The organism is Gillisella vitis, assembly GCF_001541345.2.
GTDB lineage: Bacteria > Pseudomonadota > Alphaproteobacteria > Rhizobiales > Rhizobiaceae > Allorhizobium > Allorhizobium vitis.
The window spans coordinates 990172-1005712 of sequence record NZ_LMVL02000001.1 but is presented as its reverse complement, the minus strand read 5'-3'; the positions used below and the strand labels follow the sequence as shown (position 1 = coordinate 1005712).

12 protein-coding genes are annotated in these 15541 nt (G+C 59.4%); 6 read left to right on the top strand and 6 right to left on the bottom strand.

The features are described 5' to 3' along the window. The first annotated feature begins 94 nt into the window (after positions 1 to 94). The 4 genes from ASB66_RS04190 to ASB66_RS04175 all read left to right on the top strand — a co-directional run bounded on the left by ASB66_RS04190 (position 95) and on the right by ASB66_RS04175 (position 4534). Positions 95 to 970 carry a dienelactone hydrolase family protein gene (locus ASB66_RS04190; protein WP_060717620.1) on the top strand — a complete coding sequence of 292 codons (876 nt, stop codon included), beginning with the start codon at positions 95 to 97 and terminating at the stop codon, positions 968 to 970. Between the two features lie 141 nt (positions 971 to 1111). Further along, positions 1112 to 2140: an alcohol dehydrogenase AdhP gene (adhP, locus tag ASB66_RS04185; protein ID WP_012654080.1), complete on the top strand. Its 1029-nt coding sequence runs from the start codon at positions 1112 to 1114 to the stop codon at positions 2138 to 2140. 158 nt (positions 2141 to 2298) lie between these two features. After that, positions 2299 to 3435, top strand: coding sequence for a DUF3734 domain-containing protein (locus ASB66_RS04180; protein ID WP_060717619.1), 1137 nt, complete (start codon positions 2299 to 2301; stop codon positions 3433 to 3435). A 58-nt stretch (positions 3436 to 3493) separates the two neighbouring features. Next, positions 3494 to 4534 carry a LacI family DNA-binding transcriptional regulator gene (locus tag ASB66_RS04175; protein ID WP_060717537.1) on the top strand — a complete coding sequence of 347 codons (1041 nt, stop codon included), beginning with the start codon at positions 3494 to 3496 and terminating at the stop codon, positions 4532 to 4534. A 14-nt stretch (positions 4535 to 4548) separates the two neighbouring features. On the opposite strand, the gene ASB66_RS04170 is transcribed toward ASB66_RS04175, so the two are convergent. From ASB66_RS04170 to ASB66_RS04145, 6 genes are read right to left on the bottom strand one after another with little or no spacing between them, the layout of a single operon-like run. Then, a complete protein-coding gene (locus ASB66_RS04170) occupies positions 4549 to 5601 on the bottom strand; it encodes a carbohydrate ABC transporter permease (RefSeq protein WP_060717536.1) in 1053 nt (350 codons plus the stop codon). Position 5602: 1 nt separating this feature from the next. Next, the gene (locus ASB66_RS04165; RefSeq protein ID WP_060717535.1) at positions 5603 to 6592 is read right to left on the bottom strand and encodes a carbohydrate ABC transporter permease; all 990 of its coding nucleotides are present in this window, start codon (positions 6590 to 6592) and stop codon (positions 5603 to 5605) included. Continuing rightward, complete coding sequence (locus ASB66_RS04160) at positions 6589 to 7707, bottom strand: ABC transporter ATP-binding protein (protein ID WP_060717534.1); 1119 nt, start codon at positions 7705 to 7707, stop codon at positions 6589 to 6591. Before ASB66_RS04160 ends, ASB66_RS04165 begins: the two co-directional genes overlap by 4 nt. Before the next feature lie 23 nt (positions 7708 to 7730). Continuing rightward, positions 7731 to 9059: a polygalacturonase PglB gene (pglB, locus tag ASB66_RS04155; RefSeq protein WP_060717533.1), complete on the bottom strand. Its 1329-nt coding sequence runs from the start codon at positions 9057 to 9059 to the stop codon at positions 7731 to 7733. Beyond that, entirely contained in the window at positions 9056 to 10165 is a 1110-nt protein-coding gene (bglB, locus tag ASB66_RS04150) for a beta-galactosidase BglB (RefSeq protein WP_060717618.1), read from the bottom strand. The genes pglB and bglB overlap by 4 nt, the downstream gene beginning before the upstream one ends. A gap of 12 nt (positions 10166 to 10177) precedes the next feature. Further along, the gene (locus tag ASB66_RS04145) at positions 10178 to 12694 is read right to left on the bottom strand and encodes a hypothetical protein (RefSeq protein ID WP_060717532.1); all 2517 of its coding nucleotides are present in this window, start codon (positions 12692 to 12694) and stop codon (positions 10178 to 10180) included. 190 nt (positions 12695 to 12884) lie between these two features. Between ASB66_RS04145 and ASB66_RS04140 the strand changes: the two genes are divergently transcribed. Together ASB66_RS04140 and ASB66_RS04135 are read left to right on the top strand one after the other, a co-directional pair. Next, positions 12885 to 14162 carry an ABC transporter substrate-binding protein gene (locus ASB66_RS04140; protein WP_060717531.1) on the top strand — a complete coding sequence of 426 codons (1278 nt, stop codon included), beginning with the start codon at positions 12885 to 12887 and terminating at the stop codon, positions 14160 to 14162. 143 nt (positions 14163 to 14305) lie between these two features. Further along, entirely contained in the window at positions 14306 to 15466 is a 1161-nt protein-coding gene (locus ASB66_RS04135; protein ID WP_060717530.1) for an alpha-hydroxy acid oxidase, read from the top strand. Positions 15467 to 15541 lie beyond the last annotated feature (75 nt).

The window sequence follows — 15541 nt, the reverse complement described above, 5'->3', positions numbered from 1 at the left end:
AGTGTTGATGAAAACCCGGATTGACCTCCAAGAGACATTGGATGGCGGTTCGGGTTTTCTATGTCTTGGACTGGACAACCTTGTGGAGGACATGATGGAAAAACCAGCCATTACCCAGGCGATGATCAACGCCTATGATGAATACACGCATCTCAGCCTCGACCGACGCGGCTTCATGGAAAAGCTCACGAAGCTTGCCGGCTCCGGTGCCGCTGCCGCAGCCATCATGCCAATGCTGGCAGCCAACAAGGCCAATGCCGCGCTGACACCTGAAAACGATGAGCGGTTGACCGCGTCAATGGTCACCTATCCCGGCGCGGGCGGCGAGATGAAAGGCTATCTGGTGTCCCCTAAGGACGCCAAGGCCGCCCTGCCCGGCGTGATCGTCATCCACGAGAACCGAGGCCTCAATCCACATATCCAGGATGTGACCCGTCGGCTGGCGCTGGAAGGCTTTATTACGCTGGCCCCCGATTTTCTGTCGCCAAAGGGTGGAACACCGGAAGACGAGGACAAGGCCCGCGACATGTTCACCACGCTCGATCTGGGTAGTACGGTCAACAATGCCGAGGCCAGCCGCGCCTATCTCGCGGCCGTCAAGGGCGTCAACGGCAAGATCGGTGCCATCGGCTTTTGCTGGGGCGGCGGCATGGTCAACCGGTTGGCTATTGCCTCACCGCAGCTTGGGGCGGGTGTCGCCTATTATGGCGCCCAGCCGCCCGCCGATCAGGTGCCAGCCATCAATGCACCCTTGATGCTACATTACGCTGGCCTCGATGAGCGCATCAATGCCGGGATCGATGCCTATCGCAAGGCGCTTGAGGCCAATGGCAAGCAAGCTGAAATCTTTGTCTATGACGGCGTCAACCATGCCTTCAACAATGACACGTCGGCGGCCCGCTATAACAAGGAGGCCGCAGACCTCGCGTGGTCACGCACCGTGGCCTTTCTGAAAAAGAACCTGGCGTAGGAATACCTGCCACAACAAAGCGGGGCGGATTGATATCAATCAAAAGCAATCGCCCCGCCCTGCACTAGGGTCCTCCATAGTCTCAGCATGAGCCGGGACACGATGTTGAATTTTAAAACATCAATTTCTATGGAGGAAATCATGGCATCGATGATGAAAGCCGCTGTTGCACGCGAATTCGGCAAGCCGCTGACCATTGAGGAAATGCCGATCCCCGAACCCGGTCCAGGCCAGATCCTGGTCAAATATGCGGCGACCGGCGTTTGCCATACCGACCTGCACGCCATCAGCGGCGATTGGCCGGTCAAGCCCAACCCACCGTTCATTCCCGGCCACGAAGGCGTCGGCTTTGTCGCCAAACTTGGCGCGGGTGTCACCCGGATCAAGGAAGGCGATCGGATTGGCGTTCCCTGGCTGCATACGGCCTGCGGCTGCTGCAACCCCTGCCGCACCGGCTGGGAAACGCTCTGCGGCAGCCAGCAGAATACCGGCTATTCGGTTAACGGCACCTTTGCCCAATACGGCCTCGCCGATCCCGATTATGTTGGCCGCCTGCCTGACAACCTGGAATTCGGCGCCGCCGCGCCCATTCTCTGCGCCGGCGTCACCGTCTATAAGGGTCTGAAGGAAACCGAAGTGCGGCCTGGCGAATGGGTGGTGATTTCAGGCATTGGCGGGCTTGGCCATATGGCTGTGCAATATGCCAAGGCCATGGGCATGCATGTGGTTGCCGCCGATATTTTCGATGACAAACTGGAACTGGCCAAGAAGCTGGGGGCCGATGTGGTCGTCAATGGCCGGGCAGCCGACGCTATCGAGCAGGTGCAGAAAGCCACCGGCGGCGTCCACGGCGCGCTGGTGACAGCCGTTTCCCCAAAAGCCATGGAACAGGCCTATGGCTTCCTACGCTCCAAGGGCACAATGGCGCTGGTCGGTCTGCCGCCGGGCTTCATCTCGCTGCCGGTATTCGAAACCGTGCTGAAGCGCATCACCGTGCGTGGCTCGATTGTCGGCACGCGGCAGGATCTTGAGGAATCGCTGCAATTTGCCGGTGAAGGCAAAGTTGCCGCCCATTTCTCCTGGGATAAGCTGGAAAATATCAATGCGATTTTTGACCGCATGCGCGAAGGCAAGATCGACGGACGGATCGTGCTCGATCTGGCCGCCTGAAAAATAACCAGATCCGTGCGCCTTACCGGCGCACGGATCTCATGGATGATGCAAAGCAAATTATTTCGCCATAAACGATAAGTGAGGCGGCAAGATACTGGAATAGCGCGGAAAAGCGGCTATCTTCATTGCGATGCAATAATCCATGGTGAATGCCGATGCTGTCGTCCGAGTCCAATGCCGCCACCGATCGTATTTTTGTCTTTCAGGGTGGAGGGGCATTGGGTGCTTACCAGGCTGGTGCTTATGAGGCCCTTCACGTCCATGATGTCGATCCGGATTGGTTGGCTGGCATTTCCATCGGATCGATCAATTCGGCGCTGATTGCCGGAAGCCCCAGGGAAAAACGGGTGGAAAACCTGCGCGCCTTCTGGGACATGGTATCTTCGCAGCTGAATTTCAACCTTGGCGATCAAGACACCGCTTCACGACGCACCACCAACGATCTCTCGGCGCTGACCGGCATGATGTTTGGCATTCCCGGTTTCTTTTCACCGCGCCTGCCCACGCCGCAGCAAGTGTTGCTCAATCCCGATTATCGCGTCAGCGTTTATGACACCGAACCGCTGATAAAGACGCTAAACAATCTGATCGATTTCAAATTGCTGAATGACGGCACGACACGTCTCAGCCTGGGTGCCGTGGACGTTCTCTCCGGTAATTTCGCCTATTTCGACAACCGCCACACCAAGCTTGATGCCCGCCATATCGCCGCTTCCGGCGCGCTGCCGCCCGGTTTCCCACCGGTTGAAATCGATGGCCGGTTTTATTGGGATGGCGGCCTGGTGTCGAACACACCCTTGCAGCATGTGCTGGAAACCAATGAAAGCCAGCGGGACCTGGATATTTTCCAGGTCGATCTGTTCAGCGCCCGCGGCGACATGCCAAAGGACCAGTTCGAGGTGGAGAGCCGCACCAAGGAAATCCGCTTTTCCAGCCGAACCCGGATGAATACTGACGAATTTGCCCGCAAGCAGGTGATCCGCCGGGCCGCGAAACGCCTGCTGGACAAGCTTCCGCCGGAATTTCGCGATGACGAGGATGCCAAGCTGCTGCGCTCCGTCGGTCAAGAATATGACGTCACCATCGTCCACCTTATTCACCGGCGCGCCGCCCACGCCACCCATTCGATGGACTATGAATTTTCGCGCGCCTCCATCAATGAACATTGGCAGGCTGGTTACGACGACGCCACCTATACGCTGAAACATCCGAAATGGCGCAACCGCGGCCGCCCAAGGGATGGCATCCAGATCTTCGATTTGAGCCGCGAACGGCGTCGTATCGGGTCGTGACCTATCGGCTCTGCTGGATTATGCTGCGTTTATATCCACGCGTGTTTGAGGATAAAGCGTGACAGCAAAGATCAGCCTTAAAAACGTGGCGCTGGACGCCAGCGTCTCGATCAGCACCGCCTCGCATGCGTTAAACGGCACTGCGCCGCTGACGGCTGAAGTGCGCGACCGGGTGATCGCGTCGGCCCAACGGCTGGGCTATCTGGAGAAACGCCGCAACAAGGCGACCATTGCCACGCTGCGATGCATTCTTCTGGCGGTTGCAGGCGACGCTGCCCCGCAAAGCGATCTCAATCTGGTCAGTTGGACCGTGATGAATGGACTTCGCGAGGAATGCGAGCGTCGGGCGATCCGCATCGTTCCTTGCGTCACGCCGGGCAACCGGATCGACGCCGCTGAGGTAAAGCGGATTGCCGTTGCCGAAAAAGTCGATGGCATCGTCATCATCAATGACGACCGACCGGAATTTATCCGCGCGCTGGCGCAATTGGCGATACCGTCTGTGATCATCAACGGCGAAGATCCGTCGATGCGGATCGATACGGTCACCGCCGGAAACCGGTTCGGCGCGCGCCAGGCCATTGAGCACCTTCTGGCACTCGGCCACCGCCGCATTCTGCATGTGACATGGCCGGGCCGCACCACCATCCGCCGCCGTTACGACGGGTATGTCGATGCCTTTCTGGCCGCCGGGCTACAAGCACCTATCGACATGGTTGTCGAGGCCGAGAGCTACGAGCCAGCCGAGGGCGAAAGGGTGTTGCGCGAATTATTGACCCGCGACCCTTCGCTGAAACAAGCCACCGCGATTTTTTGTGCCGCCGATAATCTGGCGCTTGGCTGTCTGAAAACCCTCGCCAAGGCAGGCATCAAAGTACCCGACGACATATCGGTGCTGGGCTGCGACGACATCCTGCCCGGCGAGTTCAGCAGTCCGCCGCTTTCAACCATTCAACTGCCCAGCGCAAGGCTTGGCGCTGCGGCCCTCAGCCTGATCGAGCAGCGGCTGGTTTCCATCGATCCGCTGCGCCCCGCCCATCGGCTGGAGCTGGGATGTCGCCTGATCCTGCGTGGCAGCATCGCGCCGCCACGCTGTTAATAACGTTCAGGGGCTTATTTCATGCCCGTCCCGGCAATGCCTGTGGTGATGTATTTTTGCAGGAACAGGAAGACCAGCGTCACTGGCATCAGGCTGAGGAAGGTCATGGCGAGGATGTAATTCCACTGCACCGAAAACTCGCCCTGAAAGGCGTTGAGCCCGACTTGAAGAGTGAAATTCTCGCGGCTGCTGAGGACGATCAGCGGCCAGAGAAAGTCATTCCAACGCCAGAGTACCGAGAAAATCGCCAGAACCGCCAAGGCAGGCGCCGTCAACGGCAGGACGATCCGCCAGAAGATCCTGAATTCGCTGGCCGCATCCACCCGTGCCGCTTCGATCAATTCGTCGGGAATGGTCAGCATATATTGCCGCAGCAGGAACACGCCGGTTGGCGAGGCGATGGTCGGGATGATGACACCCCAGAGATTATCCACCAGCCCGACGCCGACAATGACAAGATAGGCGGGCACCATGACAACGGTCAGCGGGATCATCAAGGTCGAGATAATCAGCACAAACACTGCCTTGTCGCCCCTGAACCGGTATTTCGACAGGGCGAATGCCGCCAAGGCATTGACGATCAAGGTGAGAGCCGTCGCCACAACGGTGACGAAGACCGAGTTCTTGAGGAATGTCAGGAAGGCAAACCGGGTCAAAGGGTCCGTGTAGTTTTCCGTGGCAATCGTCAGGCTCTGGACCGGCGTAATCGTGCGGGTATCGATACTGACTGGCGCCTGCGGGTTTTCGGGATCGACCATTTGCGCCTTCAGGCCGATGCGCCGGACCATGGCCATCTGCCGGGTCGTGCCATCCATGCTGACCTGCCAGAGGCTGAGCGGCTTATCATAGCCCTTGACCGTCACCTCCACCGCGTCTCGCGGCAGAAGCGTCGGTGGAAAACGAGTGATTTCGGCAGCAGGCTTCATCGAGGATAGACCCGCCCAAACCACCGGCACCAGCACCGCCAGCGTGCCGAGAACCAGCCAGAGCCAGGCCAGCACATCGGTCACGCCAATGCGACCTTGGCGGCGCGTGCGGGTCAGGAAGGTTACGGGATTAAGGCTCATATCACTGCTCCATTTTTTTGGAGAGGCCAAGTTGCAGCAGGGTCAGCACCAGCAGCACGCAGCCCATCAGGGTTGCCGCAGCCGAGGCGAGCCCGAACAGCCGAAGATCGCTGCCAAACGCCATCTGGTAGATATATTGCACGATGAAACTGTTGGCCGTCCCCGGCCCGCCGCCATTGGTCAGCACCCAGGCCTCATCGAAAATCTGCACGGACCGGATCATCAACAGGATCAGCACCACCAGCAGGTTGGGTGCCAAGAGCGGCAGGGTGATGCGAAACAACACCCGGCGCGGTGTGGCCGCGTCGATGGCCGCCGCCTCATAGAGATCTTTGGGAATGGCTTGCAAGCCGGCGAGCAGGATCAGCGTGTAGAAACCCATGTGGAACCAGACGGAGACCACGACGACGAAAAACCGTGACCAGCCAACCTCCAGCAGGAAGATTTCCGGCGGCACGCCGAGCATTTGCAAGAAGGCGTTGAGCAAGCCGTTGCGGTCCAGGAACCATTTCCAGATCAGCCCGATCACCACAGGCGATAGCAACACCGGATAAAAAAACATCGCCCGGAAAAACCCACGCGCCACCATGGCGCGGTTGAGGATCAACGCCGTAATCAGCGAGACCAGCAAGGTCGCCACAACGTTGAAGCCGACAAACCACAGCGTGTTCCAGATCGCAGTCCAGAACAGTGATTCCGTGCAGGTTCCCGGCTGCATATAATCGCCGCAGGTCAATAATTGGCGAAAATTGTCGAGCCCGACATAGGGGCGCTCTGAAACGAACAGATTGGTGCCACCGGTAAAGGCATAGCCGATGGAAATGGCAATCGGCAAAAAGGTGAAAATGCCAAACAGCACCAGATTGGGCGCCAGGAAGAAATAGGGCATGCGCTTGCGGCCAAACAGCCGTTCCAGCCCGTTCAGCGGCACTTCCACCACCAGCATGACGCGGTTCAGAACGCGGTCAGCGATCTCGGCAAACTGGCTCATGCGGCAAGGCCTCCGCTGACCTGTTGGCGGCGCCGGGTCAGCGCCAGACCCGAGACAGGATCGAACACATGCACCGTGCCAGCCAAGGGCGCGACCGCCAAGCGGCTATCCTCCGGGGCTACGAAATGGCCGGGCTGATGCAAAATGACCTGTTCTTCCTGCCCTTCCATCCGGCCATAGAGATAGGTTTCTGTGCCAAGGCTTTCGCAATAGCCGACGATGAACGGCAGGCCGCCCGTCTCGACCCGCTGGAAATGCGCCGGGCGAATGCCGACCATGACCTCCTGTCCCGACTTTGCCGCCGTCTCATCGACAGAAGCGGTGAGTTGCTGTGGATAGCCGACATCGATCAGCGCCTCGCCCTTCTGAAAACCGGCGATCCGGCCTTTCAGCATGTTCATCCGGGGCGAACCAAGGAAGCCTGCCACAAACAGGTTGCAAGGATTGTTAAACAAATCGAGCGGCGTTCCCACCTGCTCGACCCGGCCCCCTTTCAACACGACAATCTTGTCGGCCATGGTCATGGCTTCCACCTGGTCATGGGTCACGTAGATCATCGTCGTCTTGATGTCGCGGTGCAGACGGGTAATTTCCGCCCGTGTCTGGACCCGCAGGGCCGCATCGAGATTGGAGAGTGGCTCATCGAACAGGAAGATTTCCGGTTCGCGCACAATCGCCCGGCCAATCGCCACACGCTGGCGCTGACCGCCCGAAAGCTGGCGCGGCTTGCGGTCCAGATAGGGCTCGATCGCCAGCATCCTTGCCGCTTCGGCGATCCGCGCCTCGATTTCAGCGCGCTTGAATTTCAGGTTTTCCAGCCCGAAGGCCAGGTTCTTGCGCACGCTCATATGCGGATAAAGCGCATAGGACTGGAACACCATGGCGATCTTGCGCTCGGCAGGCGACAGTTGAGAAACGTCGCGGCCATCGATGTTGATCGCGCCCATCGTCACATCCTCCAATCCGGCGATGATCCGCAGCAGGGTGGATTTTCCGCAGCCCGACGGGCCGACGAAGACGACGAATTCGCCGTCCTCGATCGTCAAGTCTATGTCATGCAGCACCATCACCGCGCCGTAGGACTTGTTGAGATCCTTGAGTTGCAACGCTCCCATATCATCCTCCCAGATGCATCAATTTACTGTTGGACGAAATCCAGCCGGTTCCAGCCCTTCGGCAGGGGCTGCGGCCTGTCTATAACGAGGTCGTCTACAGTCAGCCCTTCCACCCCACGGGCAAACACCCCCGGCATTCCGTCCGGATAGTCGATTAGCCCAACAATGCGTCCGTCCGCGCCGCGCGTCCAGGCATTGGCCCGGCCATGAGCCTCCGGCGAAGGTGCAAGATCCGCATTGGTTGGGCGCATGTCGTAGTGTAAGGCAGTACCAAGGGAGCCGGGCTGCTGGGCCAGATGCACCCGCCGCAACGCGACATCGTGAATACCGGCACCGGCCATGGAGACAAGGTTGACCGTGCCTTCCATCCGCCCGGTGATGTCCTCGACAACAAGTCCCCTCACCGCACCCGCCGGGCGCTCCGGCACCCGGTCCACCACCGTCACCGTCAGCGCTTCGCCAGAGCCCCAGAACCCGTCCGGCGTCTCATGGCAATCCAGGCTGATGCGCGAGAACCTGACATCGGAGACCTTGCCGCCATCGCGGGAAAAAATCCCCAGCCCCCGGTTGGATTGTTCGACACGGCAATCCTCGAACACAACGCGGGAGAAATCACCGAAGCTTTCAGTCCCCAGTTTCAGCGCGCAGCTCTGGCTGGAGACAGTGCAGCGGCGCACCAGCACATCCTCGCAGGTGCCAATGGCCTTGCCATCCGGCCCGACGCTGGTCTTCAGGCAGATCCCATCATCGGCGGTAGAGATCGTGCAATCCTCGATCAGCACCCGGCGGCAGGCGTCCAGCACGATGCCATCGGTATTGGGCAAGCGGCAGTTGTTGCGGATCGCCACATTGGCAAGACTAACATCCTCACAATTGACGAAATGCAGCGTCCACATCGGCGAGTTTTCGACTTGGAGATGGTCGAGACGCACGCCCCGGCACCCCTCCAGCACCAGAACACGCGGCCGAAACTCCGCCGGGATGAACACGCCGACGCTGACATCGTCACCGGCAATGAACGCATCGCCGCTGGCGTCGATGCGGCCCGGCCCGGTCAGGGCGATCGTGTCCGCACCGCGCGCCACCAGCATTGCCCGGTTGGATTTTTCGGCAATGACCGAGACGATATTATCACCATAGGCCTGATAATCCGGCACAGGCCGCAGCACCGCCCCCTCAGTCAGATGCAGATTGACACCGGAGCGAAGCGTCAGCCCGCCAACCTGATGCGATCCGGCGGCAAGCGAAACCCTGCCGCCGCCAGAGGCCGACACATGGTCCATTGCTTCCTGAATGGCGTGCGTGCGGTCACCGTCCTGATGATCGATGACAATGTCCAGCGTCTGGGTCATGCGGTTGCCTCCGAGGTCCTTGCCGCCTGGGTCATAGCCACATCCGTCAATAGCAGCAGAGCCAGGGCCTGACCGTAAGGGGTCGGCAGGTTGGGAATACGCCGGTAGAAATCCAGATCATGCCCCATCGGCGTTCCATCCGAGACACCCAGCACCACACCCTCGTCATCGATATGGCGCAGCACGGCATCCAGCGCCCTGTCGGCATGGAGCTTGTCCTCCACCGGCAGAATACCCGCCTCGATGCCGCGCAGAATGCCATAGGCTATCCCGGCCGTGGCCGAAGTTTCCAACGGCGAGGTCGGATCGTCCAGCAGCGTGTGGAACATACCGTCCTCGCGCTGAAAGGCTTTCAGCGAACGCAGCTGGCTTTTCAGCACATTGGCCAGAAAGCGGCGGTCTTTTTCGTCTATGTCAGGCACCAGAAAGAACAGTTCCGGGATCGCCACGGTGATCCAGGCATTCCCACGCGCCCAGAAGGCACGGGCAAAGTTATGACGACCGATAAAGGTCCAGCCGTGATACCAGAGACCGGAGATCGGGTCCGACAGATAACGGGCGTGGATCATGAACTGATAGACGGCCTCATCAATCCAGTCCTTGCGGCCAAAATGCACACCGGCCTGCGCCAGAAACAGCCCGGCCATGAACAGGGTATCATCCCAAAGCTCGCCTTCGTTCAAGCGTTCCTTGACCACATGCTGAAAGCCGCCATCCTCGGTTTTCGGCAGGCTTTTCACCAGCCATTCAGCCCAATCCTCCACCAGCGCATTGAAATCGGGCCGGTCCACATGACCGATCAGGATGGCGAGCGGCAGCATCGGCGCTGTGCTGTTGATCTGGCGCGGCGGCAGGCCGCGACCGATCTGCATGGCGTACCAATCAACGAGATCGTTGATCGCTTTCCTATCTCCGCTGGCGATGGCGCGGCGCAGGAAGCCATAGAGACCGACGCCCACTTCCCAATCCCATTCATCAAACTGGATGCCGCTTGCACTGCCTTCCCCGCTTAGGCCTTCCTTGATGCCCTTGAGGCGGCTGAATGCCACCGCCACCTTGTCGATTGTCTGCTGAAGGCCCGAATGGCCGGTCTCTGCCTGATGCATGGTCTGATCCATCTACTGATAAAGAGGGGTGGTTTCACCCTGATCCGGTTGGGCGCTGTCATAGGTCAGCACCGGTTGCGGCTGTTCATGTTGGAAAGGCAGCGGATGTGTCCCCAGCCGAAAATCGCCGTCATAGGATAAAAACAGCACCTCACGGCCCGGTGGCCGGACCCGAAGAGTTCTCGCCACCGGGTCGAAGTCGATGTTGGTTGCTCGTGCCTTTTCACAGAAAATCTCGAAAGCCAGCACGTCCCCGGCTCCGACAATGGCCACCCAGCCCGAAATCGGTGCCAGCGCGCGCAGCTCTCGGCCTGCTGTCGCGCCGGCGTCCATCGGTTCCAGGCCGTGGCTGTTGTACAGGGCGGCAAACCCTTGTCCCGAGCGGGCAAACACCCAATTTTCCTCAAGGATCACCTCGTCCAGACCGTCAATGCCCAGATAGGCGTGGGTAAACGGCAGGCGTCCGCCTTGCGTATCGGCAATCAGCAGGGCCGTATCGCCATACTGCGCCACCCTCGGCAGGATGCCGCTACCTGCCCAATAGGAAGGCCGCTGCGATCCCCACGGATCGTCCTCGCCGGGATGATTGATCCAGAGCCGCGCCATCGGATGGCCAGCCAGCCTGATATCCAGCACATGCTGCTGATGGCCTTTGCGGCCAGTCTTGTGATCGACCACTGTCGAAAGCTGCGAGGCATAGGTCTTGAACACCACCAGCTTGCCGCTCTCCAGCCCTTGCGCATACCGCGCCTCTATGCTGCGCCCTTCGCTCAGCATCGCCAACGCAGCTAGGTCCTCCGGCGGCTGATAATGGCTGGCGCAGAACATGGGCAGGGAGGCGACACCGCCATTCAGCCAGCCCTCGCCAAACGCCACCCACGCGAAAGGCGCCAGTTCCGTCAGCGGTCCGGCCCGCAATTCCTTGTCATAGGCGCGGCCCTGCGATCCCGCAGGCACGCCCGCCAGCGTATGCAGGGCAATCATCCGGAAAATCAGGTCCAACTGGTAGCGAGCGCGGGTGGCGATGTCAGGTTCCGCCCAATGTTCCAGCGCCAGCAGGCCAATGAAATCAATCGGGTAATAGGCGGCGGAATTCCATTCAGCCAGTCCATGCGCCTCGACGCTGTCGAACCAGCGATGTAGACGCTGACGGGCCAGCGCCGCCTGCTGTACACCCGTGCGGCCAGACGCGGAAAACACCGCATCCGGCATCAACTGACCGGCCAGGAGCTGGCTGGTGTGGAAGCAGAGAACATGGTTCTCGCTCCAGAACCACATCGTGTCATTGCCCGGCTCATCCACCCAATAGCGATAGTTGAGCACCGATTGGCGCACCCGCTCGCGCTGGTCCGGGGTCAAAACATCAGGGTAAGCGCCGAACAGCCACAGCAGCGGCACAAGGATGAAATCCGAGCAATCCTCCCGCCGGTCGATGGCGGCAAGTGTATCGCTCAGGAGTTTCTCCAGCACCGCATCATCGACCTGCTCGCAGGCCGCCATGGCCAGCACCCGGCCGATGCGCGGCGCACCATGGCGGGCCGAGTAGGCAAGTGCCTGCTGTTTGCGCTCCCTAAGGCTATCCTGAGAAATCTCCGGCTGCACGCGGGTCAGAAAAGCAGCATCAATCACCCGGCTCGCCACACTGGCACCCTCACCCATACGCAGCCGCACACCGTGATAGCCATCGGCAATACCGAGTGTTTCCTGCACGACAAGGGTTCTGTCCCCAGCGCGCAGCGCCGCCTGCGCCTTTGCCAGCACGGCACGCTCATGGCCATGGCTGTAGACAGTGATCTCAACCGGAACATCGGTCTGCGGCGCGTCATCGAACAGCAATTCCAGCGGTTGACCACAAAATACATCGCGAGCCGGGCGCACGCTGCGCATCAGCCGTTCCAGCCGCGTAACCGTCGCCCCATCCAGAACCGCTGGCAAAAGCACGGCGATTGACTCTGCATCCGTTACTTCAAGCTCGACAAACCAGACCGTGTCGCGTTCCGCCAGGTCTTCAGTGTGAACCAGAATGTCATTATCGCCCTCGGTCAGTTGCAGGGTGACATCCGACATGGATTCGAAATTACGCCGGAACGGCTCGAAGCGAACCTGTTCCACGCCATTCACCCAGATCCGCACCCCGCCACAGGTCTTCAGCCGCAGTGAGAGGCTTCTCGCCGCTGCGGCCCTGAACGTGCCGCGCAACCAACGGCGCACATGGGTCGGAACATGCCAGAAATGGGTGAATTCCACCCGCCTGTTGGCGCCCGGCAGATTAAGGTGATCAGGCTCCCAGTCGCGCTCCGGCGCCAGATCGCGCCCGACCATCGTCGCCCAGAACGCCTTGCGACACGGCAGATCGCCGACATCGACAAAACCATTGATGAAGCGGTAATCGACGCGGTCCTCGGCGGGCGCGGCAATACCTGCAAACACACTGGCAGTGAGCGGCGAGACCAGCCAGGACGTAATCGTCTCCCCGGTAAGCACCTCGTAAACCGGGTCTATTGCTGCTGACTCGAAACGATCGCTCATGGCTCGCCTCCCTGCGATCATGAAAATATTTTTTATTCGGTCAAATTTCGATAGAAAAATCATCGATTGCCGAATTTTCGCCAACGAAACAGCTTGACGATCGGTTTGTCAAGTCTCAAAAAGAGGGCGGAGGAGCGTGACATTGAGGATCGTCGCGCCAATTATGAAAATATTTTTATGGGAGGGAATCATGTCGAAAATTCTGTCAGGCGTCAGTGCCATCGTCTTGTCGGCGCTTGCGCTCAGTCATCCGGCCGTTGCCGAAACCAAGACCATCACCTTTCTGTTCACCGATGACGATCAGTCCTATGTCGAGCACATGGCGGCGCTGAGCAAACAGTTCGAGGCGGCTCATCCTGACGTGAAGGTCAATTTCGTGTCCTCGGGCTATGATGCAGTCGCCAAGCAATTGCCGGTGCAGCTGGCTGTCGGCGAAGGCCCGGATCTAGCCAAGATTACCGATTGGCAATTGGCACCCTTCTTTCTCGACATGCGACCCTACATGAAGGACCCAGATGGTTACGCGAAGCTCCATGGCGAAAGCCTCAACCAGTTGCGCCTGCCCGGCGTCAACGACCCGCAATCGATCAATGGCTATGTCGCCTCGCAGACGCTGAACCTGCCCTTCGTCAACAAGACACTGTTCGAGCAGGCGGAAGAGCCGCTGCCCGGCCCGAAAGCAACGCTGAAGGAGATCGTCGAGGCTTCCGCCCGGGTGGCTAAAAAGACCGGCGTGCAGATCCCCTTCACCATGGACCGTTCCGGCCATCGGTTCTCCGGCGCCGCCTTTTCCTATGGCTCGTCCTATGTGAAGGACGGCAAGTTCAGCTTTCCTGACGAGGCCGCCAAGACCTATATTGCCGATCTCTACAACTGGACGAAGGATGGTAGTTTTCCCAAGGAAATGTGGGGCGCCGCTGGCGGCTCGCAATACAAGAACATGGGCGACGAATTCGTCAACGGCAATGTCGTGACCTATCTGGCAGGCAACTGGATGGTCAATCCGTTCCAGAAGAAGATCGGCGACGCCTTCGAATGGACGGCAATCAACGCGCCCTGCGGCACCGCCGGATGCTACGCCATGCCGGGAGCCACCGCCATCGCCGGTTTCAAACGCACCAAATACCCGGAAGCCGTGGCCCAGTTCATCGAATTTCTCGGCTCAGAGAAAGTCCAGCGCGAGATTGCCGAAAACTACGTGATCCTGACGGGCGCGGAGATCGACAAGCCGCAATACAAGCTGACCGACGACAATGCCAAAGCGTCCATGGCCGTCTTCAACGACAACGAAAAGAACGTGCCGCAGGAAGCACGGATCTTTGAAAAGAAAAAGGGCGGCTCGGCGCTTTACCAGCAGATCGTCCAGCGCATGAGCCAGCTGATTGTCGGCGAATTGACGCTGCAACAAACCTATGACGCCCTGGCTGCCGATATCGACAAGATCAATGTGGCAACGGCGACGAAGTGAACCAACAGGCGTAAGACAGTTTAAAGGCCGTCCAGCAATCTGGGCGGTCCTCTTTTGGAATGGCTACTCTTCCCTTGCAACCGCCGAAATTTGGCCGCACACCATGTCCAAAACGATGTGCCGATTTGAAAGGACAAGGTGCCATGCCCACAGCATTGACAATCGATGACCTGAAACGCCGGGCACGGCGCCGTGTCCCGAAAATGTTCTTCGACTATGCCGATAGTGGGTCCTGGAGCGAGAGCACTTACCACGCCAACGAGAGCGATTTTTCCCGTATCAAGCTGCGTCAGCGGGTTCTGGTCGATATGACGGAGCGCTCGCTGGAAAGCACGATGATCGGTGAGCCTGTGACCATGCCGGTGGCGCTCGCTCCAACCGGAATGACCGGCATGCAACATGCCGATGGAGAGATTCTCGCGGCAGAAGCAGCGGAGGCTTACGGCGTGCCATTCACGCTGTCCACCATGAGCATTTGCTCGATTGAGGATGTCGCGCTTCATACGCGCCGCCCCTTCTGGTTCCAGCTCTACGTGATGAAGGACCGCGATTTCGTCAACAGCCTGATCGACCGTGCCAAGGCCGCCCATTGCTCAGCCCTGGTGTTGACGCTCGATCTGCAAATCCTTGGACAGCGCCACAAGGACCTGCGCAACGGCCTGTCGGCACCCCCAAAATTCACACCGAAACACATCTGGCAGATGGCGACCAAGCCGCAATGGTGCATCGGCATGGCCAATACACGGCGGCGTCATTTCGGCAATATCGTCGGCCATGCCAAAAACGTCTCCAGCCTGTCTTCGCTTTCGGCCTGGACTGCGGAACAGTTCGATCCAAAATTGTCGTGGAGCGACGTCGCCTGGATCAAGGAGCGCTGGGGCGGGAAACTGATCCTCAAGGGCATTCTGGACGCGGACGATGCCCGCGCCGCCGCCGATAGCGGGGCGGATGCGATTATCGTCTCCAACCATGGCGGTCGCCAGCTGGATGGCGCGCCGTCGTCAATCTCCATGCTAGCCTCGATTGTCGAGGCGGTGGGAGACCGGATTGAAGTGCATATCGATGGCGGCATCCGCTCTGGCCAGGATGTGTTGAAGGCCTTGGCCCTGGGCGCCAAGGGGACCTATATCGGTCGGCCTTTTCTCTACGGGCTTGGTGCGGATGGACGGGCTGGCGTGCAGCGAGCTTTGGAAATCATTGCCAGGGAGCTTGATATCAGCATGGCACTGTGCGGCAAGCGGCTGATTTCGGAGGTGGACGCCTCGATCCTGATGGGAAATCCTTTCGCTGCAGGGCCTTGCTGAACCAATTCTCTCACCCTTACCGGGTAAATCCTTTTCTGCACCTTGAAATCCGGTGCATAATCGGCGACCAAACCG

What these genes read in the sequence shown, in the direction of transcription:
- ASB66_RS04145 (WP_060717532.1), bottom strand. Translation starts at nt 12,694, where the DNA reads ATGAGCGATCGTTTCGAGTCAGCAGCAATAGACCCGGTTTACGAGGTG.
- ASB66_RS04140 (WP_060717531.1), top strand. Translation starts at nt 12,885, where the DNA reads ATGTCGAAAATTCTGTCAGGCGTCAGTGCCATCGTCTTGTCGGCGCTT.
- bglB (WP_060717618.1), bottom strand. Translation starts at nt 10,165, where the DNA reads ATGCATCAGGCAGAGACCGGCCATTCGGGCCTTCAGCAGACAATCGAC.
- adhP (WP_012654080.1), top strand. Translation starts at nt 1,112, where the DNA reads ATGGCATCGATGATGAAAGCCGCTGTTGCACGCGAATTCGGCAAGCCG.
- ASB66_RS04190 (WP_060717620.1), top strand. Translation starts at nt 95, where the DNA reads ATGGAAAAACCAGCCATTACCCAGGCGATGATCAACGCCTATGATGAA.
- pglB (WP_060717533.1), bottom strand. Translation starts at nt 9,059, where the DNA reads ATGACCCAGACGCTGGACATTGTCATCGATCATCAGGACGGTGACCGC.
- ASB66_RS04170 (WP_060717536.1), bottom strand. Translation starts at nt 5,601, where the DNA reads ATGAGCCTTAATCCCGTAACCTTCCTGACCCGCACGCGCCGCCAAGGT.
- ASB66_RS04160 (WP_060717534.1), bottom strand. Translation starts at nt 7,707, where the DNA reads ATGGGAGCGTTGCAACTCAAGGATCTCAACAAGTCCTACGGCGCGGTG.
- ASB66_RS04135 (WP_060717530.1), top strand. Translation starts at nt 14,306, where the DNA reads ATGCCCACAGCATTGACAATCGATGACCTGAAACGCCGGGCACGGCGC.
- ASB66_RS04180 (WP_060717619.1), top strand. Translation starts at nt 2,299, where the DNA reads ATGCTGTCGTCCGAGTCCAATGCCGCCACCGATCGTATTTTTGTCTTT.
- ASB66_RS04165 (WP_060717535.1), bottom strand. Translation starts at nt 6,592, where the DNA reads ATGAGCCAGTTTGCCGAGATCGCTGACCGCGTTCTGAACCGCGTCATG.